26 protein-coding genes are annotated in these 21,428 nt (G+C 47.2%); 9 read left to right on the top strand and 17 right to left on the bottom strand.

Annotation, left to right across the window (positions count from 1 at the left end):
• Window positions 1-39: 39 nt before the first annotated feature.
• The 4 genes from HRE53_RS21720 to HRE53_RS21705 form a co-directional block, all read right to left on the bottom strand.
• The gene (locus HRE53_RS21720; protein WP_315876637.1) at window positions 40-1,269 is read right to left on the bottom strand and encodes a DUF1501 domain-containing protein; all 1,230 of its coding nucleotides are present in this window, start codon (window positions 1,267-1,269) and stop codon (window positions 40-42) included.
• Window positions 1,270-1,313: 44 nt separating this feature from the next.
• Complete coding sequence (locus HRE53_RS21715; RefSeq protein ID WP_396133397.1) at window positions 1,314-2,789, bottom strand: DUF1800 domain-containing protein; 1,476 nt, start codon at window positions 2,787-2,789, stop codon at window positions 1,314-1,316.
• 179 nt (window positions 2,790-2,968) lie between these two features.
• Window positions 2,969-4,726, bottom strand: coding sequence for a bifunctional diguanylate cyclase/phosphodiesterase (locus tag HRE53_RS21710; RefSeq protein WP_212665271.1), 1,758 nt, complete (start codon window positions 4,724-4,726; stop codon window positions 2,969-2,971).
• A 3-nt stretch (window positions 4,727-4,729) separates the two neighbouring features.
• The gene (locus tag HRE53_RS21705) at window positions 4,730-4,954 is read right to left on the bottom strand and encodes a hypothetical protein (RefSeq protein WP_212665270.1); all 225 of its coding nucleotides are present in this window, start codon (window positions 4,952-4,954) and stop codon (window positions 4,730-4,732) included.
• Between the two features lie 276 nt (window positions 4,955-5,230).
• Between HRE53_RS21705 and HRE53_RS21700 the strand changes: the two genes are divergently transcribed.
• From HRE53_RS21700 to HRE53_RS21690, 3 genes are all read left to right on the top strand, one after another.
• Window positions 5,231-5,818: a pentapeptide repeat-containing protein gene (locus HRE53_RS21700; protein WP_212665269.1), complete on the top strand. Its 588-nt coding sequence runs from the start codon at window positions 5,231-5,233 to the stop codon at window positions 5,816-5,818.
• A 346-nt stretch (window positions 5,819-6,164) separates the two neighbouring features.
• The gene (locus tag HRE53_RS21695) at window positions 6,165-7,184 is read left to right on the top strand and encodes a response regulator transcription factor (RefSeq protein ID WP_212665268.1); all 1,020 of its coding nucleotides are present in this window, start codon (window positions 6,165-6,167) and stop codon (window positions 7,182-7,184) included.
• Window positions 7,185-7,195: 11 nt separating this feature from the next.
• Window positions 7,196-7,759, top strand: a complete 564-nt coding sequence (locus HRE53_RS21690; protein ID WP_212665267.1) for a hypothetical protein — start codon at window positions 7,196-7,198, stop codon at window positions 7,757-7,759.
• A gap of 18 nt (window positions 7,760-7,777) precedes the next feature.
• On the opposite strand, the gene HRE53_RS21685 is transcribed toward HRE53_RS21690, so the two are convergent.
• Window positions 7,778-9,025, bottom strand: a complete 1,248-nt coding sequence (locus tag HRE53_RS21685) for a 4-hydroxy-3-methylbut-2-enyl diphosphate reductase (RefSeq protein ID WP_235107900.1) — start codon at window positions 9,023-9,025, stop codon at window positions 7,778-7,780.
• Here HRE53_RS21685 and HRE53_RS21680 point away from each other — a divergent pair.
• The gene (locus HRE53_RS21680) at window positions 9,024-9,233 is read left to right on the top strand and encodes a hypothetical protein (RefSeq protein ID WP_235107899.1); all 210 of its coding nucleotides are present in this window, start codon (window positions 9,024-9,026) and stop codon (window positions 9,231-9,233) included. The genes HRE53_RS21685 and HRE53_RS21680 overlap by 2 nt on opposite strands.
• Window positions 9,234-9,298: 65 nt before the next feature.
• On the opposite strand, the gene HRE53_RS21675 is transcribed toward HRE53_RS21680, so the two are convergent.
• From HRE53_RS21675 to HRE53_RS21655, 5 genes are all read right to left on the bottom strand, one after another.
• Window positions 9,299-10,051: an SDR family NAD(P)-dependent oxidoreductase gene (locus HRE53_RS21675; protein WP_235107898.1), complete on the bottom strand. Its 753-nt coding sequence runs from the start codon at window positions 10,049-10,051 to the stop codon at window positions 9,299-9,301.
• Window positions 10,048-10,782 carry a DUF4079 domain-containing protein gene (locus HRE53_RS21670; RefSeq protein ID WP_212665263.1) on the bottom strand — a complete coding sequence of 245 codons (735 nt, stop codon included), beginning with the start codon at window positions 10,780-10,782 and terminating at the stop codon, window positions 10,048-10,050. The genes HRE53_RS21675 and HRE53_RS21670 overlap by 4 nt, the downstream gene beginning before the upstream one ends.
• Before the next feature lie 61 nt (window positions 10,783-10,843).
• A complete protein-coding gene (locus HRE53_RS21665; RefSeq protein ID WP_235107897.1) occupies window positions 10,844-11,296 on the bottom strand; it encodes a PilZ domain-containing protein in 453 nt (150 codons plus the stop codon).
• The gene (locus tag HRE53_RS21660) at window positions 11,286-12,941 is read right to left on the bottom strand and encodes a glycosyltransferase family 2 protein (protein WP_235107896.1); all 1,656 of its coding nucleotides are present in this window, start codon (window positions 12,939-12,941) and stop codon (window positions 11,286-11,288) included. Before HRE53_RS21660 ends, HRE53_RS21665 begins: the two co-directional genes overlap by 11 nt.
• 60 nt (window positions 12,942-13,001) lie before the next feature.
• A complete protein-coding gene (locus HRE53_RS21655) occupies window positions 13,002-13,151 on the bottom strand; it encodes a hypothetical protein (protein ID WP_235107895.1) in 150 nt (49 codons plus the stop codon).
• Window positions 13,152-13,446: 295 nt separating this feature from the next.
• Between HRE53_RS21655 and HRE53_RS21650 the strand changes: the two genes are divergently transcribed.
• On the top strand, window positions 13,447-13,860 hold the full coding sequence (locus tag HRE53_RS21650) for a hypothetical protein (RefSeq protein WP_235107894.1): 414 nt from the start codon (window positions 13,447-13,449) through the stop codon (window positions 13,858-13,860).
• A gap of 52 nt (window positions 13,861-13,912) precedes the next feature.
• Here HRE53_RS21650 and HRE53_RS21645 read toward each other — a convergent pair whose 3' ends face one another.
• From HRE53_RS21645 to HRE53_RS21615, 7 genes are all read right to left on the bottom strand, one after another.
• Window positions 13,913-14,296 carry an N-acetyltransferase gene (locus tag HRE53_RS21645; RefSeq protein ID WP_235107893.1) on the bottom strand — a complete coding sequence of 128 codons (384 nt, stop codon included), beginning with the start codon at window positions 14,294-14,296 and terminating at the stop codon, window positions 13,913-13,915.
• Window positions 14,251-14,514: a hypothetical protein gene (locus HRE53_RS21640; RefSeq protein WP_235107892.1), complete on the bottom strand. Its 264-nt coding sequence runs from the start codon at window positions 14,512-14,514 to the stop codon at window positions 14,251-14,253. Before HRE53_RS21640 ends, HRE53_RS21645 begins: the two co-directional genes overlap by 46 nt.
• A gap of 671 nt (window positions 14,515-15,185) precedes the next feature.
• Window positions 15,186-16,415: a transposase gene (locus HRE53_RS21635; RefSeq protein WP_315875807.1), complete on the bottom strand. Its 1,230-nt coding sequence runs from the start codon at window positions 16,413-16,415 to the stop codon at window positions 15,186-15,188.
• A 146-nt stretch (window positions 16,416-16,561) separates the two neighbouring features.
• Window positions 16,562-16,771 (bottom strand): hypothetical protein, encoded by a 210-nt coding sequence (locus HRE53_RS21630; protein WP_212665259.1) that lies wholly within the window; start codon window positions 16,769-16,771, stop codon window positions 16,562-16,564.
• Window positions 16,772-17,290: 519 nt separating this feature from the next.
• A complete protein-coding gene (locus tag HRE53_RS21625) occupies window positions 17,291-17,524 on the bottom strand; it encodes a hypothetical protein (RefSeq protein WP_235107890.1) in 234 nt (77 codons plus the stop codon).
• Between the two features lie 190 nt (window positions 17,525-17,714).
• Window positions 17,715-18,218, bottom strand: a complete 504-nt coding sequence (locus tag HRE53_RS21620) for a TetR/AcrR family transcriptional regulator (RefSeq protein ID WP_235107889.1) — start codon at window positions 18,216-18,218, stop codon at window positions 17,715-17,717.
• Window positions 18,160-18,354 (bottom strand): TetR/AcrR family transcriptional regulator, encoded by a 195-nt coding sequence (locus HRE53_RS21615; RefSeq protein ID WP_235107888.1) that lies wholly within the window; start codon window positions 18,352-18,354, stop codon window positions 18,160-18,162. Before HRE53_RS21615 ends, HRE53_RS21620 begins: the two co-directional genes overlap by 59 nt.
• 298 nt (window positions 18,355-18,652) lie before the next feature.
• Between HRE53_RS21615 and HRE53_RS21610 the strand changes: the two genes are divergently transcribed.
• Genes HRE53_RS21610 through HRE53_RS21595 form a run of 4 tightly spaced genes read left to right on the top strand, consistent with a single transcriptional unit; the run spans window position 18,653 to window position 21,305 of the window.
• Window positions 18,653-19,150: a hypothetical protein gene (locus HRE53_RS21610; RefSeq protein ID WP_235107887.1), complete on the top strand. Its 498-nt coding sequence runs from the start codon at window positions 18,653-18,655 to the stop codon at window positions 19,148-19,150.
• A 49-nt stretch (window positions 19,151-19,199) separates the two neighbouring features.
• On the top strand, window positions 19,200-19,643 hold the full coding sequence (locus tag HRE53_RS21605; protein WP_235107886.1) for a helix-turn-helix domain-containing protein: 444 nt from the start codon (window positions 19,200-19,202) through the stop codon (window positions 19,641-19,643).
• Complete coding sequence (locus tag HRE53_RS21600; protein WP_235107885.1) at window positions 19,640-20,335, top strand: IS630 family transposase; 696 nt, start codon at window positions 19,640-19,642, stop codon at window positions 20,333-20,335. Before HRE53_RS21605 ends, HRE53_RS21600 begins: the two co-directional genes overlap by 4 nt.
• A gap of 10 nt (window positions 20,336-20,345) precedes the next feature.
• Window positions 20,346-21,305, top strand: a complete 960-nt coding sequence (locus tag HRE53_RS21595) for a hypothetical protein (protein WP_235107884.1) — start codon at window positions 20,346-20,348, stop codon at window positions 21,303-21,305.
• Window positions 21,306-21,428: the final 123 nt, after the last annotated feature.

Here is a 21,428-nt window from a genome sequence, read left to right as displayed (position 1 = left end):
CTTAACATTCTGATTTAGTCAGATAGGCCACCCCCTCAGCTAGATAAGAGGAAGCGCTTTCTGGGAAGAATACCCTGGGAAAATTTGGTTGAGGTGCTTCGATTCAATGCCCATTCCTTTCGTGAGCAGCGGTGCGATCGCAGCTCTAAAATCCGTCGTAATCGCCAAATCTCGCCCCTGATAGCGCTGAGATTCAGCCAGCCCCGGCCACTCGCCATAGACCTTGCCCCCTTGAACCTGTCCTCCCAACACCCACAGAACATTGCCATGGCCATGATCCGTACCACCATTGCCATTTTCGGCCACCGTGCGGCCAAATTCAGACATCACCACAATAGTGGTGTCATCAAAGGTGTTTCCCAGTTCCGCTTTCAGTTGGTTCAATCCCTGCCCCAAGGGCTTCAGCAGCCGTGCAAGACGCCCCTGGGTGGACCCTTGATTGACATGAGTATCCCAGCCCCCTAGAGAAACAAAGGCAATTTGGGTCTCAGCATTTCCACTCAACAGTTGAGCAATGCGACGACCATTCGTCTTGAGGCTAGAAGGCCCTGGTGCTCCCCTAGAAGCCTTCATCATTTCCGTATTCAGTTCAGCCTTAAGAATCTCTCTCGCTTCTAAACCTTCCTGATAGGCACGACCCAGATTGGTATCACCTTCATATAAGCGATCAAAGGCAGATTGAATCGGCGGTCGATCCAAAGGCAAAGGCCGAATGGCCTGTCGCCCAAAGGCTAAATTCGCAACTGATTTTGACCCCGACAAAATTAAGGGAGTCTGATTGCCCAGGTTCAGCGCTTGGGTCGGTCGGCCTGCAGGCAAATGGGCTAATACCCGATTTAACCAGCCATCTCCCTGTTTTTTATTCCCCGGTGTTCCCAGCTCCATATAGTCTTGAGCATCAAAATGGGAACGCGTCGGATCTGGCGATCCACAGGCCTGTACAAAGGCCAGCTGCTTCGACTGCCACAGGGGCATCAAATCTGCCAAAGCCGGATGCAAGCCAAACTGTCCATCCAAATTAAGGGCCGCTCCTTTCCCCTCACCCGGTTTCGATATGGCTAAGGTAGGACGCACATCATAATATCCCGCCTCTCGATAGGGAACGACCACATTAAGGCCATCGACGGCTCCCCGCAATAGAATCACAATCAGCTTGGGTTGCCGTCCGGAAGAACTTTGGGAATAAACCGGTTGCTTCCCTAACCAACCCAGCCCCATTGCGGTCACACCAGAGGCAGTTGCATACTGTAAAAATTGTCGGCGTCTCATCATTAGTTCCTATTCTCAGGGGTGTCAATCCGTTCAAAATCGATTTAGCGATACATCATTTCAGGGCTTCCTAGCATCAATGCCGCCCGCAGATTGCGAGGACTGCCGTCAATCACAGATTGCGTTTGTGCAGAAAAACGGTTTCCTAAAGTCTGCTCCAGTAGGTCTAGTTGCACAGGCGTCTTTTGCCGTCCATATCCCCGAGCAAATGCAGTTGCTAAACTGATTCGACGAATGGTGGTATCCGGGTTGAGCCAAGCCGATTCAGTGTTGGCATAACCGTTAGGGGTTTGGCATTCATACAGCGGCATACTGAACTGCCGCAGCGCTCCAGCCACCAAGCGCGGTTTCACAGTAGGACGCCCCGTTGCTCTAGCCATTGCAATCAGATATTCATAGGGAGTTTTAAATTTCTGTCCATAGTACTGAGGATCATTAAACTCTTCACTCTCAAACAAAGTTTCTAAAACGGATCGAATATTGCCATCGGTTGCCAGGAATCGTTGAGCCAAACGATCCACTAAAGCTGGGGGAGGCGTATCCGCCACAAAATACTGAGCTAGCTTATAGCTAATATGCTGGGCAGTTGCCGGATGGGTCGCCAATATATCCAGCAACGCTTCCCCTTCTGCCATGCCTTGCCCTCGAATGGGCTGTCCCAGGAATGTTTTACGGCTATTGTCATGACGTCTAGCATCAAAGATAAACGCCTGTTTGGCTTGTAATCTCTGGCGACCTCGGGGTAACCCCCACCCGGTTAAAACTTTTGCCGCTGACACCACATCAGTCTGAGAATACCCGCCCTTAACCCCCATCGTATGGAGTTCCAACAACTCCCGAGCATAATTCTCGTTTAATCCCTTAAACCGACCGCGGGCTCCAGGACTATTAGGGGCAGTATTCTGCCAATTATCGAGGTAAAACAACATAGCAGGATGCTGGGCTGTTGCCCCCAATAAATCTCGAAAAGAGCCGAAAACATAGGGGCGAATCGCCTCTTGCTCATAGGCACCGACCCATAACCGGGTTCTGCCTTTTTTGGCCGATACGTTGAAGTGATTGAACCAGAAGTTAACCATCACTTCTTCCAGTTGATTCGGACTAGAAATCGCCCGCACCAGCCGGGCTTCAGACGCCTCACGAAAGGGAATACGGGATCGACGTCGGCGCTGCTTGCGTTCTTGAGAGCTAAGTTTAGGTTTTCCCTTACCCGGTCGCCGAAAACCATATTGCCGCTCTAGCTGCATCGGTGTGAGCAACAAGGTTGGATATTGCTTCAATTCAAGTGAATCTCTACGAGGTGAAAGCTGTTCCTGAATATAATCATCAATCCCTACAGCCTGAACATGTTGAAGATCCCCTGGGCTGGAGCCAAAACTAAGACGATTGATGACATGCACCCTGTCAGCCTCCACAGAGGCAGCCAGCACGGGTTCCCCGGTGGTACTCCTCATCCAAATCCCGAATACCAGCATGAGGCAAAGGAAAACGTTAAAAATTTTGCCGGAAAATTTCGCCATATCGAATGATGTATCTGAACCTAATTCTTAGACAGAACTTATGTGAATTAGGTTCAAAGACAACACCACCAATATTTTGTTTCTGGCCGCAATCATCCGATCAATATCAGCCCATCAGTTGAGAATAGGCAATATCCCCATTAGAGCTTTGTCCAGGCAAATTTGGGCAACCCCAGAAGTTAAACTCTAACGGCTTCAAAAAGAGAAGCAAAATTTTGATAGAGCACTTTTTCCACGTCTGCAGGCGCCATTGGTTTAGCAAACAAGTAGCCTTGAGCATATTCACATCCCAAGGTTCTCAGGCGGTTGGCCTGCTCTACGGTCTCTACCCCTTCAGCAACCACGTCGATGTTCAAGCTATGGGCCAGCTGCACTACAGCTTGAATAATCTCTGATTCCGTGCCAGAGGTATCAATGGTTTCGACAAAGGATCGATCGATCTTGAGATTATCGACCGGTAGTTGATGGAGATAACTTAAAGAGGCATACCCCGTGCCAAAGTCATCCATACTCAGTTGAATCCCTAAACCTTTAATTTGCCGCAGCATTGACGCCGCATATTCTACGTTGTTAAAGACCATCGTCTCGGTAATTTCTAGCTTTAAACCCGAGGGGTCAAGCTGTGTTTCGGCCAAGGTTCCTCGGATTGCATCCAGCAAATCCAACTGATCCAGCTGCCGGGCCGATAAGTTGACATGCATACTCAAAGGCAAATTGGTTTGGCTGCGCCACTGCTGGATCTGCTCGCAGGCTTCCCTCAAGATCCAGGCACCAATGGGAATAATTAAGCCACTATCTTCTGCGATCGCAATAAACTGACCAGGAGACAACAACCCTAATGTTGGATGTTGCCATCGCACTAACGCTTCAAAGGCCTGCAGCGAACCGTCCGCTAAGGAAATGATGGGTTGGTAGCAAACCCGTAACTCATTTTGCCAGACAGCCCGGGACAGATCATGCTCCAACTGCATTCGGGTCAGAGATTGCAAATGCATCGTCTGGTGAAAAATGGCATAATTCTCTGTGCCATGACTTTTGGCATATTCCAATGCCGTACAAGCATCACGGATCAAGTCTTCCGGTTGTTGATACAGAGCCGAGCCCATGGCAATCCCCATATCAAACTGGATATGAATGTCTTGAGAGTGAATTGCGTAGGGGGCCAAAAGATGGCGCTGAATTTTTTCGGTGATTTTTCGAGTCTCTTGCTCACCATCAACCGGCCGCAGGAGAACCACAAAATCATCTCCGCCGAAACGAGCCGCAATATCATCTGGCCTTAAAAGCTCAGACAGTCGTTGCGCAACCATCATCAAAAGCTGGTCACCCGCCCATAATCCTAAGCGAGTATTGATGGCCTTAAAGTGCTTAATATCAATGTAGAGAAGCGCAAAAGAGCACTCTGGCTGAGTTTTAGTCTGGGATAGAGCATCCACCAATCGCAGTCGAATAAAAGACTGGTTGGGTAATTCCGTGAGCCAATCATAAAAAATACTATGGCGTAGCTGCTCAGCGGCTCGTTTACGTTCAGCACTTTGGGCCAGAGCATTTTCTCGACCTTGCTGAATTAAAACTGACTTTTCTGTGTAAGTAGTTTGGGATAAAGCAATGAGTATGATTCTTTGATCCCCCAGGCCCAGGGCCGATGCCTCCAGGGGAATGTCAGAACCCGACTGATCCACTTCAACCCACAAACCAGATTTTAGAACTTGTTCTCGCCCAGTTTGCCAGAACTGAGCAGCATCTTCCAAAAAATAAGTCAGAAAAGGGAATGCATCCGCTAGATGAATCACCGCCGTTGGCTCTTGATCAGTCCCCATTAAAGACAGATACCATGACGGAAGATTACCAATCACCTGAAAAGACTGATCACCTTGGTCTTCCAGAACTAAAATCTCGAGAGCCGATAATACCTTTGCTAAAGCAGCCTGTGACATAGTTCAACTATCCGCATGCCTTCTGGCACCATTCTTTCTGGGACCACTATTCCGGTTGCATGCATCCCACACTTCTGCCATGACTTGGACGGCAACCTCAATGGGGAGCCTTTCTAAGGTACTGCTATGGTGAAATTTAAGGCTGATTGCCAGTTGTTTACGCAAGACTGACACTTCATCAGGAACATCAGGTTGGAAATCAGACTGGAAAACAGTTTCATTTTCCATAGGTTTTAAAGATACTCTATTCAGGTTTTCCCTAGTGTTCCCCAGTTGACTCCTCTTTTTTGCGATGGAGGCCAAATTCTACGTTCTATTCAATTGAGTCAAAGCAAAATTTGAGTCTTTTGGCTATCAATCGCTCATTCCTACTCCCGCTCAAGGCATAGCCAAACCCTACAAATTGTCTCCAATTAGAGATTAAGCACTCGACAGAGTTCTATAATTGACGGCGGTCAATCTGCTGAGGTTTGGCATACTCCCCCGGATTATAGAGGTCTATAAATGTTAAAAGCTGTTGTAAAAATTGCAGTCCTAGTGGCTGTATTGTGGTTCGGGGTTCTCCCCCCAGATCTTGCCCATGCCCAGATGAGAATGGCCCCCTTATCCAAAGAAGCCATTAAGAATGTGCCTGAACTCCGTAAAACCAAGATCTGTGAAGGCTGTGATTTAGCCGGTGCCACAATACGGAGTTTCGAACTACAAGACGGCAATTTGAAGGATTCTAATTTGAAGAATGCCACGATCCAATTCAGCGATCTAACAAATGCCAATTTAGAGGGAGTAAACCTCACCAGTGCTCGTATCGAAGACACAATCTTAACGGGGGCGAATTTCTCTAAAGCAGATTTTTCTGTGGCCAACTTAAACGGTTGCGACTTTAGTGGTGTCAATCTACAGGGGGCAATTCTTCGTGCTGCAACCCTAAACAAGACCAATTTTGCCAATGCGGATCTACGAGGGGCCATGCTGCGAGCTGCAAACTTGAATGGCGCAAATCTTGATGGGGCAAATCTTGATGGAGCCAACATCTGTAATACTGTCATGCCTGATGGAACCCTCAGTTTTCGCAATTGTCGCCCCGCGGAATAATGATATTGGAGATATCTCTCCTCTTATCCTTTGATGTTGAATGGGTATACGCTTAACAACTGAAACAATTGCATCAAACACATCACACTCCAGGGTTTGCATTCTGGAGTTTTTTTGTGCAGTTTTTAGCAAATTTCGATAGAAGAATTAAAACTTGGCAAGTTTATTGGAACAATCAAGATTTTATAGATAGTATTTTCTAGAGGGGGAGTTAAATGATCAGCATCTTCATCCACTCATTCAACCTAATTTTGATTAAGATGATGATCATTTAATCTGGTGGTCCATAATATGTGGACCCGACCAGTTAAAGTCGCCTGCTCTTTTCATTAGAATATCCCCAACAATGATCCGCATTCTTCTAGTTGATGATCAGAAAGTAATCCGTCAAGGGCTCAAAGCCTTATTGGAATCTGAATCTGACTTACAGATTGTAGGACTGGCCGAAAATGGCAAAATAGGTGTGTCAATGGCAGAACAACTTCAACCTGATGTCGTTTTGGTTGATATGTATATGCCTGTCATGGATGGTGCTGCTGCCACAGAGATTATTTGTCAGCGCTGTCCTAATACGAAGGTTTTACTGTTGAGCAGTGCAGATGATGATAAATGCATTGCGGATGCCTTACGCGCAGGAGCAATGGGATACCTGCTCAAAAATGCGTCTTCAGAAGAAGTCGCCAATGCGATTCGCTCTGTCCATAAGGGGTATACCCAGCTGAGTCCTGGCCTCTTAAAAAAAGTAATGAATCGCAACCCCACCACAACAGAAGCTGCAACCCCCTCTTCAGACCTTACCCTTGTGGAAAAGCGGTTGCTACGAATTCTGAAAGAATCCGATTCAATCGATATTGCCACAATCGACGCATTTAAAAGCCTGATCTCTTCTCCAGCTGACGCGAAGAAACTGTTACCGCACCTGAAGCAAAAATTGGAGCGACAACCGGATCATGTTCTCGCTTACTATATTTTGGGAATCTTACTGTACGAGTACCAACATCAGGCCAAAGTCGCTCTAAACTGCTGGCGCAAAGGATTTAAGCAAGCGCTGTCACAAGGGATTTCTCTAGAAGGACTATTACTCTTTTGTCAGTCCATTTCTTTAATCAGCCCTGATGAAGCTTATATCGGCATAAAGCAGGTTCTAGACAGCCATGGAAAACATGTGCCTGCCTCCACTCTAGGAGCAATGGCAGAACGAGTGTTTGGCCCTAAATCTGAGTGCACTCAAGTTCTAACAATTGCGTGGCAAATTAGACAGATGAACACTTTACTTGATGAACATTACCCCTTAAAGTCAAAGCTTGACGACTTAAATATTAGGTTTGCAATGCCTGGAAGTAAAAAACAAGTTTATAGCCTTTGAGGAGAAGGGTTTTGAGTGCAATTGATCAACTGGAGAAAGAATTAGAGAGTTTGCGAAGTCGGTTTAGTCAAGCTTTTCAGGTATTGGATGGCTTTTCTGAACTGCAAACTCATTTTGAGCAACTCACCCAAACCCAGCAAGAATTGGAACAATCTCTGAGCCAAGCTAAAAACTCCTTGGAGGAGGCTTCGGTACCATCACAATTACAAGAACAATATGTAGAGTTAGAATCGCAATTCGACACCAAATATGCCCAATTACAATCAGAGATTTTAGACTTAAGGCATAGTTTTGAAGCCACAACCTATGACCTACAAGAGCAGCTTCATCACGATCGCAGTCAACTCCAACAATTGGAACAAACAACAACTCCAGCCCCTGGTGCAGATACCAACAAGCTGGACTGGCTCGAAAATTCCATGCAGGACTTGAGCAACTTAATTTACGCCGACCGTTCTGCCCTGCAGCATTTAGATCGACGCCTCAACCACGTCAAACGAGTTACCGACATCATCACGATTGTGGGTGCTAGCGGCTTCTTTGTGATGACCATTATTATGGTGGTGACTCGTTAGTCAGGGTTTTAGTGGTAATTAACCAACTCCCACAACTTCTACAGAAGCGCTTTTAATTGCGAAGATTTTTTCGACAATATCAGACACAACTTTGTCAGGTGTTGAGGCCCCTGACGTGATCCCAATGGCAAGGGGACCCTTCGGCAACCAATTTTCCGTGACCGTCAGATCAGCATTAAGGGGTTTATGTTCAACCTGATTGCCTGGGCCAATGCGTTCGACACTATCAATATGATAGGACGGAATGTTTTTATCAATAGAGATCTCTTGGAGATGAGTCGTATTGGATGAATTAAAGCCACCAATCACTACCATTAAATCCAAGGGTTCATCGACCAATTGAAAAATTGCATCTTGACGTTCTTGGGTAGCATCACAAATGGTGTTGAAACTGAGGAAATGCTCGTTGACCTTGGCAGGACCATACTTACGCATGACAGTACGTTCAAAAAGCTTACCTATTTGCTCAGTTTCACCTTTAAGCATCGTCGTTTGGTTGGCAATACCGACCCGCTCTAAATCTGTTTCTGGGTCAAACCCAGGTGAGTGAGCGTTGGCGAACTTCGCCATAAAATCCGCACGCTGTTGTTCCCGTTCAGACGGCGTTTCTCCTGGATTCAAGATATAGTCCGCCACATATTCCGCTTCTTCCAGGTTGAGTAAGACTAAATAGGTCCCCGCAAAGGAGCTCGTGGCAACCGTCTCTTCATGCTTATACTTGCCATGAATAATCGAAGTATAAGACCCTTTTTTATGTTTTTCGACAGAGTTCCAAACCTTCGATACCCACGGACAGGTGGTATCCATGATGGTGCAGCCTTTATCATTAAGCAACTGCATTTCCTGGACACTAGCACCAAAGGCCGGCAGGATCACTACATCATTTTTGGCAACCACTGTAAAGTCTTTCTGGCCGTCGGGTTGGACCGGAATAAACTCTACTTTCATATCCCGTAAGTTCTTATTAACCGAAGGGTTATGAATAATTTCGTTGGTAATCCAGATTCGCTCTTGGGGAAACTGGCGACGAGTTTCATAGGCCAAGGCAATGGCCCGCTCCACCCCCCAGCAAAATCCAAATGCTTCGGCTAAGTGAATGGTGACGTCACCCTGCTCAAGGCGATACCCATTATTTCGAATTTGTTGGATGAGCTGGCTATTGTACTCAGACTGCAGCAAGTTCGTCACTTCTTCTTCGTGACCAAATCCCTTCCGATGATACTGCTCAGATTTATGCAGCGTTCGCTTAAAGGCTTTTGTATCCATGAATGTATTCCTGCATCTACGGGGGAAAGCCCTTCAGATGAGTCCCCAAGAGGACTATAAGACACTGAAAGAGACCAATTCAATCTTGCTGCAACAAGGCAACCCTTTCATCATACTGGGAACAGATCACCTATACACAGTCGGCCTGGGAGTAAAAGCCTATTCCTTCCTTCATAACATGGCCAGTATGACTCATGGCATTTTCTAATAGGGATACCTTCATACCCCAGACATTAAGAGATCCAGCCAGCAGCAACCTCTGCATACCATCACTTACCAAGGTAGCTTGCTGCCATCCCAGGAAAAGAACTGGCCGCTGTCTTCTTTGTTCACTCCGTCAAGAACGGCCAACAGCTGAGTAACAGTCCGATCGACAGAAAATAATTTTTCGGGTGGGACGTTCCGCTGAAAGGGTTTTGAGAGTTGGGTGTCTGTGGTGCCTGGATGCAGCGTCACCACAATGGTTTGGGGGCTGCGGCGCCGATACTCAATTGAGGCGGTTCGCATCAACATATTCAAGGCTGCTTTGGAAGCACGGTAACCGTACCAGCCGCCTAGATGGTTATCGCCAATACTGCCAATCTTGGCAGAGATCGTGGCAAAGATACTGCGATCATCATGCTTGAGCAACGGTAAGAGATGTTTGGCCCACAGGGCCGCCCCGATGCTATTGACTTGGAAATATCGCGTTAACTGTTCGGCATTCAGTTGCCGCAATCCTTTCTCGGGCTGTAGATCTCCTGCATGGAGAATGCCCACACAGTTAATCACCCACTGAAGCAGATTACCCTCAGTTTGAATCTGATCACAGCAGGCTGCAATTTGCACTTCTTGAGTAATATCAACGGCGATGCAGGATATTCGCTCTGGATGTTGCGCTGCCAGAGCCAGCAATCCTACGGCGGAGTCTTTAGAGCGATAGGTGGCATAGATTGTCTTAATTTGTGGCTGTTGCAACAGGTGGTGAACAAAGCCCAAGCCAATACCTTGACTGGCCCCAATCACCAGGGCATTGGACTCATTCATACCAACGGGGGGCTAACGACAGGAAGCTGGCTACTAACATCAGGACAGGTCTGATTGGCAAAATCACAGCGATACAAATGGGGCTTTTGCCAGCTTAACGGAATTTCCAGTAGATCGCGGGTGCCCGTGATCCCTTGTCCCAGGAAGAGTAAAGTTGCCAGACAGTTGAGGAGGATATGGATTCGTCGCAATACTTGGGTGCGATCGCGATAAATATCTTGCACCATGGCCAAAGACACAATCATCAGTACCGTGGCAATCAGTCCATAGTAAAAATGAGACACAAACCATTCATCATCCCGGCGAAATACCCCATCTTGGAACCCCAGGACAATCACCCCCAGGCTCGTTAATCCAGCGAAGGTTGCTCGCCAATACCAGGGCTTAGCCCGATAGAGCAGGATAAGAGAACCAATCGTGGCCAGGAACATGCCCAAGATAAATACCACCTGAAAAGGGTTGGTAGTCCACAGCTTCGTTTCCAAAATCTTGCCACCAATGGGATGGGCCAAGCCCAATAGGGCTAAACTCACCACAGATCCAGTCAGCCAACGCCCCAGCTGCACATGTTCGGGTCCCACTGTAGGGGGAATTTTGCTTTTCCCCGGAGACGTCTTCAGTCGTCGGCGACGGGTCAAAATCGATCGGTTCAAAACCATTCCAATCAGTGGGAAGACCACAACCACAGCCAAAACAGGGTGCAGCAACAGAATTACATCATCGAGGGTCATAATTTGCTCCAATACTATCGGTCCGAAATCCGGCCGGTTTTCGAAATAAGGGTTGAGAGAATTAGGTTTTGGAAACTTCTACCGGGCTGATCTTCATTTGTCGATCAAACAGAATCCGGGGGGTGAAGAAGCTTTTCACTAATAAGTAGAGGGATTGCAGCTCTCCAGGAGCCTGGGGGCTTTTCCACTGACCGGGGCGACAGAACAGCATTTCTACTAGCCTGCGGTATTGGGGAGTTGTCACCTCCGCAAATTTCAGTTGAACAATCGGGTAATCATCTTCCCGCTGCTGAATCTGGGTGATGACCGCCTGTAAACATAAGTTCTCTTCCTGGATCTCAATTTGGATCGACTCTCCAAAATAATGTCTGGGCAATCCAGCTTGGGTCAAGGCAATTTCTGCACCGCCTTCCGAAATCATGGTGGTAATGCCCCATAGCTTGAGGTCACCTAAGGTGAGTCGGACCGTACGTCGCAAATCGAACCATTCGTAGAGATCGGGTTTAGGGGGCATCCAACAAAATTAATAGGGCCACTCCCAGAACAATTAGGTTGTAGGTACTCCAAAGCCAACCCAGTTCAATGCCTTTTATTTGCAACGCCACTTCCGGATCAACCGTCGTTGACCAAGCTCCCTTGACCATACACATGCCCAGGTTACGCCAGAGGCTAACGGCGGTGAAGAAAAACAACACCACTAAAGGAGAGGCTAATTTCCAGTTAAAGGTATAGCGATTACTAGAAACCCCTTTGGGAGTTACCTTAAAGCCTTTGGAAAAGGGATTGAATAGGGTTTGTAAGACTGTGAGAGCCACCGGGAAGCATTGGGACACCGCATAAATATCGGAGATTAGAGCCGAGCGACTACGCTGATTCAGCCAAGAGAAGGTGAGGAGCTGCACCAAATAGTAGGGCACAAAGAAATACAGCATTTCTTGAGTCGTCGCCCGCCAAGGAATAACGCCAAAGAAGGCATAGGCCAGGGGCATGAGCAAAAACCCAACCCTAGACACACTGGTGAACCACTGCAGTAAGCCATCCAGATGGGCCAGGCGCTGAATCAACTTAAGTCCTCTAATTCTGAGGGGATTGGCTTCGATAAAGAAGGCCTGTAAGGTGCCCCTAGCCCAGCGAAGTCGCTGAGTAATATGGGCCGACATATTCTCTGCGGATAACCCCGCACTCAGGCTCTCACCCAAGAAGATAACGCGCTTGCCTCTAGCAGAGAGGCGAACCCCAGTGAAGTAGTCTTCGCTCAAGGTACCTGTGGCAAAGCCGCCCGCCTCGGCTAAGGCACTACGGCGAGCCACAAAGGAGCTACCGTAACACAGGGCTGTTTCCACCCCATCCCGTAAGGGCTGGTAGTAGCGGGAAAAGATCTCGACTTCTTGAGGCAGAATATTTTCCAGGCCAATATTGCGAGCGACTGGATCGGGATTAAAAAAGCTTTGGTGGGTTTGCAGCAGGGCAATGCTGTTGTCCTGAAAGAAGCCCACAGTGCGTCGGAGAAAGTTTTGGGTGGGCACAAAGTCTGCGTCAAAGACCGTGAGCAGTTCCCCCGACGTGAAATTCAGAGCATGATTCAAGTTCCCGGCTTTGGCATGGAGATTATCGGGACGGATAATGTATTCACACCCTAGCTCTGTAGCTAAGGCTTTGATTTCAGGTCGCCGAGTATCATCCAACAGGTAGACGGTCTTGCGGGGATAATCCATCGCCTGACAACCAATAATGGTTCGCTTCAGAATAAAGCTGGGCTCGTCATAGGTAGGAATCATCACATCTACCGTGGGCAGATAGTCCCCATCGAGAACGGCAACTTCATTTAAGTCCGCTTCGCCCAGCCGATTGGTCGAGCGAGACACGAGAATAAGCTGAATAATATTGGTGACGATGGTAATAATTTCTAAGGTCAGCAGACCGATACTAAAGATGCTGTTAAATGTATCTGAAAGATTGAGGGTCCAGAAAATACGCCAAACCATATACTGCACAATCAACAGCAGTAATGACGTACCCACGACTAAGCGAGACCAAGGTCGAGGCGAGGACGATACCTGCATAACGACGAGGACAGCCACCAGCAAAAGCACGGAGGGCACAGCCAGATAATTGCCTGCGGCGACGGGGGACAGCGAGCCAGAGGGGTGGGTTGGCAAAGAGCAGCTCCACCTGCTTAACAATGGCAGTGACTCGATCTTCCCGGATAAACCACAGGCTCACCCCCCCAGCCCAGTGGCTAGAAAAATTCCCAGCATGGAGAATAGGGTGAGCCGAATCCGTCGAATAAATAGATGGGGAGATTGGGCAGATTTCTGGGGGAGGGGGTAGGTAAATTTCGGAGGGGCGGCTTCGTAACAGTCATACAAACTTCCTTCACAATGGCCATAGCTGATACGGGCAGCCTTGCGTTTTATCCGCTCCTGCTTAGGGGGGGGGGACTATTTAGGAGCGGGCGCAAGGCTGTTTGTACTTTAATCGAGGAGAATTCCCCGACGCGATGACCCAGAAACCAAGGATGGGTGAGCGATACACACCACTGGATGTGACTCCCATCACGTCTGTTGCGAAGTGAAACGGAATAGGCTCTTAAAATCAGGCAAACCAGAGCTGGCAATAGGTGAAACGGCGGTATCAAGACTTCCTCGATAGAGACTGGCAAGAATGGTAGAAAAAACAGTTTTTTTCTCAGAAATTAGCCCCTCAGATCAGAAGGTTAATTTTTGGGGGCCGCCCCAGGCCCATCAGCAGCGTCAGGTGCTTGTCCTGTCCATCCCCTATGCAGATCAAATCTTTGGTGCCCTGCATAACAAGTATCGGCACTGGCCAAACGTAACAATGGCAGCTGTGATACAAGATTGGGCAGATATGGCTGGATGGTGGGAGGCAGAGGGTAGCTGTGCGATCGCACCCGACGATACGGCAATATTAATTGATTGGCTTGCCAGTCTGCGGGTAGAAGAGATTGACTGCGATCAGCCCTCACCAGCGGAACTAATGGCTTGTATCCAAGCCTTGCAATCCTTTCTATATCGCCATTGGGTCCAAGGAGAGCTGGTTTATATTGAGCATCATTAGGGTCTTAAAAAAGATCCAGTTTCTCCACGTCATGTCGTTCTCTCTAATAGACTTAGGCCAGCTCCTTAGACAGTAGCCAATATCGGAGACCACTCCCCACCGGAAGATCCGTATGAATCTGCTGAAAGCCAAGATGTTCGTAGAGGGCAACATTGTTAGGGTTTTCTGTTCTTAGGAGACAAGCTGAGTACCCCTGGCACCGCATAGTATCCAGTGCAGATTGGATCATCTGCTTGCCAATACCGCGGCCAACAGAGTTGGGATGAACGCCGACAACCCAAAGATAGGCAAAGTGTTGAGGCGCTTTTGCCTTCAGGGCATGTTCGCAGGCTGCCTCATGAATCTGCAACCGTTTAAAGGCAGATAAACCAATCAGGAAAGGGGCCAAAATCAGCCCACTTCGTACCATTTGGGACAACTGAAAGGGGACACCCATAACAATGATCCTCCTCCTTCTGGAGCAACCTCAACCCCGCCATAGCGAAGGCACCAACGGATCATGGGCAGAAAGAGTTTTGTTGTGTGTTGTGCTCGTGTTGTGGCATTTGGCATTAGGTAGGCCATGAAGGGGTCTTGGGAAAAGGATTGCCCCAGCATTGCAGCAACAGTCTTTTGTTGAGCAACGGTTAATACGCCCACAGGGTCATTAAACATATTTCTCTCCAAAGCTTTTAGTTGAGAACAATGAATGGAAATGCAGAACGGCAGCCACTCATCTTGCTTCTATGAGCAGCCGAATTTCTCCTTCACAACGTCCTTAATCCCTGACTTAGTGAAGCTTCAGGGGTATAGACTTTGCAGAAAGACATTCATAAAATATGAGCATTACTCACTTTATAGATATATGAGTATTGCTCATATATTGTCAAGATAAAGCTGAAAAATTGGCACAGAAAATGTTTGGAGCTGGTAAATGCAGCCCCACTCAGACGCTAAATTGGGTGAATATTTCTAGCCAGTATGCTGGACTTCTTCAGCTCAGCATGGTGTTCAAACAGCTGTCTGCCAGAGATCCTCTTGGGCAGATTATTCAGAGTTACCCATATGGATCAATTCAATACCTATCGAAAAGGCAATGTAACATGCCTAACGCCCAGATATAGCCAATATCAGTTCAAGAACAACCCATTCTTGAATTGAATCGATGAAGGGAACAAGAGAGCAGGCAGCAATAGGATGAAGACTTCAGTCTGTCTCAAACCCAGACCAAACAACACCATCTTGTCAGCAACACATTTCCTGGAGTGGAGACTATGCGTTACTTTACTGTTCAATTTTGTTGACATCCTCTCCCAGCAACCCTAGCGGGTATGCAAGGAGATTCTTTAGATCGCTCCAAAGATTTCCTGCTTCAAAGCCAGTTGACTAGAATTCATTACTGAATCCCCCGTCACCTCGACTCCACAGGCATTTTCTATTCCCCGTTGCCCACGGGTACAAATCACTTGAGCTGCCGCAATATCTCTCGGCTTAATTGAGCCGCACTCTAAACAATGAGATATCCTGACACTCAAATCCTTTTTCACCGTTGCTCCACAATCTGGACACTCCTGGCTAGTTCCTCTTGGATCAACCTTGCCATAATGAACATTACGCTTCCAGCACACCCAAGGAAGGATCTGGTTAGTGAATTGCCCAAGGCCAGCATCTAATGTGTGTTTACCCAAAAACCCTTTCGCCATTATGCGGAAATCCAAGTCTTCAACGAAGATGGAATCTCCTTGGTCACAAAGCTGATGGGCGGTCTTGAAATGCCAGTCCTTACGAGTGTCGGCAATCCGTTGATGAACTCTGGCGATCTTCCTCAGCAGTTTGGACCGGTTAGTACTCCCCTTTTGCTTAGTCTTGAGTCTACGTTGCAGCAATTTCAGCTTGCGGTGCAACTCATTAAAAAAGCGAGGATGTTTGATCTGTAAGCCATCTGAAGTAGATAGAAAGTATTCCAAGCCCACATCAACTCCTACAGGATGGCCATGAAAGGGCACCTCTGGAATATCCACATCAGCCTGTAAACTCAACATGACAAAGTACCCCGACGCCTTACGGACAATACGAGCTTGTTTGACTTCGCATATCTGGGGTATATCTCTAGACCATCTCACTTTGACCCAGCCCAGTTGCGGAAGCTTGATGCCTCTTACACTGAGAGGATGCTTGAGCATCTGAGGAAATACAAAGCTTCGCAGTCGAGCTTGGTTTTTGAATCTAGGTAGACCCGATTGCTTGGTCAGCCAACGCTCCCAGGATGCATCCAGTTGTCTCAAAACTTGCTGAAGCATTTGAGCATTGACGCTTTTGAGTTCGGCAATCTCTTTCTTAGCAAGGGTTAAACGTTTGGCTTGAAGGTGATAACTAGGAAATGGCTCATCACCTGACATGATGTACTCATGCCTAAGAGAACAAGCATTCACTGAGCATTTACGAGAATTAAGCCAGTCCTTACGCTCACACAAAGCAAAGTTCCAGACTTTTCGACACATCGTTAAGGTGTGTTCAATTTCTATAACTTGCTCAGGAGTGGGGTCTAGTTTGAATTCCCAGGTCATGTTAAGCATGCCTACATAATACTATTTACTGTGTAGATACTGCACTTAGGCTCCTGAGCTTTGCCGAAGGGTTGTTTCTTTCAGTCACACTCCGCTACACCACCAACCAAGCTTTTAGCTATGGTTGGAGTACTGCCAAGACTTTTGATAGAGGGTTAGATGACCAAAGCCATATCACGCATCAAAGTCAGACGGCTTTGAATATAAGCTTTAACCGTGTCTAATTCATCATCAGTCAGCTCTTGCCGTTCTGCCAACTGCTGACTTAACTGATCAACCAAAGCATGATCAGTTAATCCTAAAAGTTGACCTTGGGGGAAGGTGTCAACCAACTTCCAGACTTGATTTAGAAGAACTGGGGACATTGTTCTTAACTTTGTGTATTAAAGGATGAATTGAAAACTATAATCGGCATTTTTGGAAAAGTAGACTGTTTTCTTTGTAACGAAGTGAACACTCCATCACCAGAAGTTAGTTAACTCTCCTTATCCAGACTAAACGGTTCACGATCCCTCTGAAGTAGTTGTCATATTTATTCCTAAAAACAACGGTTCTAGGTTAATGTTTCTTGATTAACAGACCATAGCCTGCAAAATTCTACTGCGCTAGAAACCTGACTATAAGTGCTTTCCAGCTTCTTGCACCAAATAGCATCAGGAAGGATGAATTAACGTTCTCTTCTCATAAATGCAACACAAGTTGTCAAGATAGATAGCGTTCGAGACATTCAATCTCACAAACCGCATTCCATCTCCATAAGACAAGTAATTGCGATTAAGCTAACAGCTAGATCAAAGTGCCACCGTTTTCAAAGGTATAAGGACAAAACCTTTTGGGCATCTCCAGAGTATTGAAGAAAATGCCCAAAAGGAGAGTCTCACTCGTCATACAGCAAGAGGATGGTATTCCTCAGATTCAGCCATTTCTCGAATCAGCAGCAAATGGGAGTCGAGGTATTTCTCAATGCTTTTGTGGTCTTCTGCATTCAATCGACAACGATGCTCAATATGCTCTAGCAGCCACGATGCTAGACGGATATCATCCCATCTGATCAGGGCATAGGTCGGCAATTCTTCAATCAATTGCCAGAGGTCATGGAGCAGGGCAGGAGACAACACAATAAAATACCAAGCGAGTTAGATATGCATAAATTTGGTCATTGGACATTTACTTAAGTTTTTCTTTAGATTTATGCTGAACTGATCCTAACGCTGGCTTCTGATGTCGTTGGCAAAAGACACACATCTTTACAAGGCAAATTGAGGGTTAATGCTGCTATAGCGATATTTTCTGTGGTAGGTCATGCTCCTATCCCTGTTCAGGCCAGTAGCTTAGAGCGTAGGACTGCACTAATCGTTTCGTCTCATCTAGCAAACGCTGTCGACAATCAGGGGGTTGGCTTCGAGACAACCACAAAAACGTGCCAATACTTTTGACGATGACCATAGCGATCACCTGATAGTGATCAGTGTCTAACCCAGGGAAACGCTGAGACAAAAAATCAGCCGTTGCATCAATGATCTCAACATCAGCCGCCTCTTCAATCGCTGCAAGTTCTGGTACGGTTGCCTGCATCTGCATATAGATGGCTTGATAGCCAGGATAATCCGCAAAGAATTGATCATTGGTATCCACCACTAACGCTAAAACATCCGAGAAGGGAAGTAATGCAATTTCAGGACCCATCGCCAATATTTTCTGGCTGTGCAGAGCTGTATAGCGAGCTGCAAGAGCCTGAACAATCGCGGCTTTGTCAGGGAAAAAACTGGTAGAGAGAGCCGATCGGGACCTCGGCTTTGGCTGCGATCGCATTCGTCGTTACCGCATTACAGCCCTCAGCAATAAACATTTCTTCTGCAACATCCAGAATCTTATTGACCCGCTCTCGACTACGGGCTTGCTTAGGCTGGCGGTGCATCCCAGGGATTGGATCTACTTTTTTAGCCATTCATTTTTGAGCCTTCATTGCAGAAATATGAATATTACTCACATTACGCTTAACAAAACATGAGCACTACTCATAAAAACATCATAAACCGTCCCATGACTCAAAATTTTAAGAGAGCCGACTATGCTGATGATTAAGGAACTGGTTAGCAGCCAAAAGGTCTGGGTCAATCAAATGAATCGGGAATAGACTGATAGGGTAAGGAAGAAAGCCATTCTAATCCTTATTGGCAGGGCATCAGATGGGTCACTTGTGTATTTCTATTGGTTGGGTTGAAGACGATTTTCCCTCATCCCCAATGAGCGAATTGAATCAAATTCCTATCCCTACCTTGGAAGTAGATGAGTCGTCTCTGGGGCGTACACTGGACACTCTAGAGCAGCAGACTATCACGATTGGTCAACAGATGATACGTCATTTATTATGCCTTCATTGGGATCTTCTCGACCAACAGCAGGTCGATGAGTACTGTGCTCAATTTGATTCCGATATTGTGGAGTTTGATGGCTACGCCAGTCAAAAGATTGCCTGTCGCTTGGGTATTTTGCACTTACAACGGCAAGTATGTTTCAATCTGCAGACTGACAAACACCTCATGCCCGGGAACGACCTATTACCCGAGCACCATGGAACGATTATTACTAGAACGCTGCAAGAGTGGGCCTGCTTATTCCCGCAAGACTTACCTTTCCGAACCGTCGAGCGGTTACTGAGCTGGCAAACCCAACAGCCCAAAGTGATTTCTAGAAGTGAAGTGAGCGTCCTAGTACAGCGTCAAGCTAAAAGATTAGGGTAGGTAACAATGGTGGCAGTATTGCAGTCAGACCGAGAAAACACCTATCCCTATGCCGAAAAAATATATTGTCCGACTGAGTGAAGATGAGCAGAACCATCTGCAAGCCGTCATCAAAAAGCTCAAGGGCAGCAGCCAAAAAGTACGACGTGCTCAAATTCTTTTGAAAGCAAATGCCGACGGGCCAAATTGGACCGATGAACGCATTTCAGATGCTTATTCTTGTCGAGTTAAAACAGTTGAGAACATCCGTAAACGTCTTGTAGAGAGAGGATTTGAGGAAACCCTTAACGGTGCCCAACGTGTCAGAGCACCTCGCAGTCAGTTACTCGATGGTGAGCAGGAAGCTCAAGTCATTGCCATGCGATTAGGCAGCCCTCCTAAGGGCTACGGGAATTGGTCATTGCGCTTGCTGGCACGCAAAGTTGTGGAACTAGGTATCGTAGAATCTGTCAGCCATGAAACGGTTCGTCAGACTCTGAAAAAAACGGGATGACCAACCGCAAGATTGAGTACTGGGTGATTCCGCCTGAAGCAGATGGAGAGTTCGTTGCTCAGATGGAAGAAGTGCTGGAAGTGTATGCTCAGCCTTATGACCCAAGTTGTCCGGTGATTTGTATGGACGAACAGCCTGTCCAACTCCACAAAGAAATCAAGTGCCCTATTCCAGCCACCGCTCAACACCCTAAGCGGGTTGATTATGAGTATGAGCGTGCAGGTACCGCCAATATCTTCATGTTTAGCGAACCTTTAGCGGGGTGGCGACAAGCAACTGTTCGTGAGCGGCGAACAAAAATCGATTGGGCCAGTGAAGTCGCAGTCTTAATGGAAGGACGCTATGCACAATGCCCACACGTCATACTCACCTGTGACAATCTCAACACCCATACCAAAGGGGCTTTCTATGAGGTGTTCGAGCCTGAGCGTGCCCGGCGGTTCGTTCAACGCATCCACTTTTGCTACACCCCTAAGCATGGCAGTTGGCTGAACGTGGCCGAAAACGAACTGAGTGCAATGACGCGACAGTGTATTGATAGGAGGCGCTTTGGGACGATTGAAACTCTAAAAGATGAAGTTCAAGCATGGGCGATTGATGTGAACCACTCGCAACGCGGTGTGGATTGGCAAATGAAAATTGAAGATGCCAGGTGTAAGCTCACTTCTATCTACCCTAAAATTAAATATTGACGATGCACTAGTGAAACGGCATGGCGACATAATCCGAGCTGTCGAAGCTAAGGAAGTGGAGCAATGGAAGGACCAAAGTGACTTGAGCAAGTTCCAGGTCAATCTCATTGATGCTAAAGCGCCTCGTCATCGAGCCGCATGGCCAATCGAATTGACGGCTGCAGTGGAGCAAGCTCTAGCCAACCCCAATCCTAAAGCGCCTGAAGGGGTCACCCATCAGGATTGGCAACGGGTTCTGCAAGCCCGCAATAATGAAGCAGCCTACTGGTCAGCCGAAAAGCTCAGATGTTTGGGGCCTGAAATTCAGCCCGGACAGACCATCGCGGCAATGGATGACATCTTAGTTCGTCAGCCCCAGGCGAGTAAGTGGTTGACGATGCGGGTAGCCCGGATTGCGACGACCAAGGGGTGTCGTTATTTGAGTGGGACTGGCTCACGGGTGCTTAGACAACTTTCGCTGATGCTATTCTTCTGTGCTGGATTAGATGACTGGGTGACACTTTTAGGAGATGGCGCTGAGTGGCTACGCAATTATTTCGAGACCGATCTGAGCCAGTTTACTCACAAAGAGCTGCTCCTCGACTGGTATCATCTTCGTCGAAAATGTGCCGATTTTGCGGGGATGATTTGCTCGACTCGTGACGAGAAAAAAGCACTCAAAAGGAAGCTAAACTCTTCTCTATGGATAGGACAAATAGGCCCTGCTATAAAAGCTTTAGAAGCCTGCCGACCTCTTACCAAGAACGAAAGCAAACTCCAAGAATTAATTGACTATCTCAAGGCTCGAAAAACCTATATCGTCAATTACAATGAGCGTCGTCTCCAACGACAATATATGGGTAGTGCTCATGCAGAGAAAGCTTGTGATTTGATTGTGGCCAAACGACAGAAGAACCGAGGGATGCATTGGTCAGAAGCCACTGCTGATGCTCTTGCTGCCATGAAGACGGTTATGTTAAATCAGGTATGAGATCTCTACTGGGTTGACCAGCAAATTCTGCCTCTCGCTACAACCCCTTAACCCAGACCTTTTAGTCGCTAACAGTTCCGTTAGCAGTTCTTGTAACTCAGCAGGGCCTATATCTGAGTCAGG

Origin of the sequence: Acaryochloris sp. 'Moss Beach' (assembly GCF_021497025.1) — a bacterium.
Classification (GTDB): Bacteria; Cyanobacteriota; Cyanobacteriia; order Thermosynechococcales; family Thermosynechococcaceae; genus Acaryochloris; species Acaryochloris marina_A.
The sequence above is the reverse complement of the archived record's forward strand: the minus strand, read 5'-3'. Positions and strand labels throughout refer to the sequence as shown.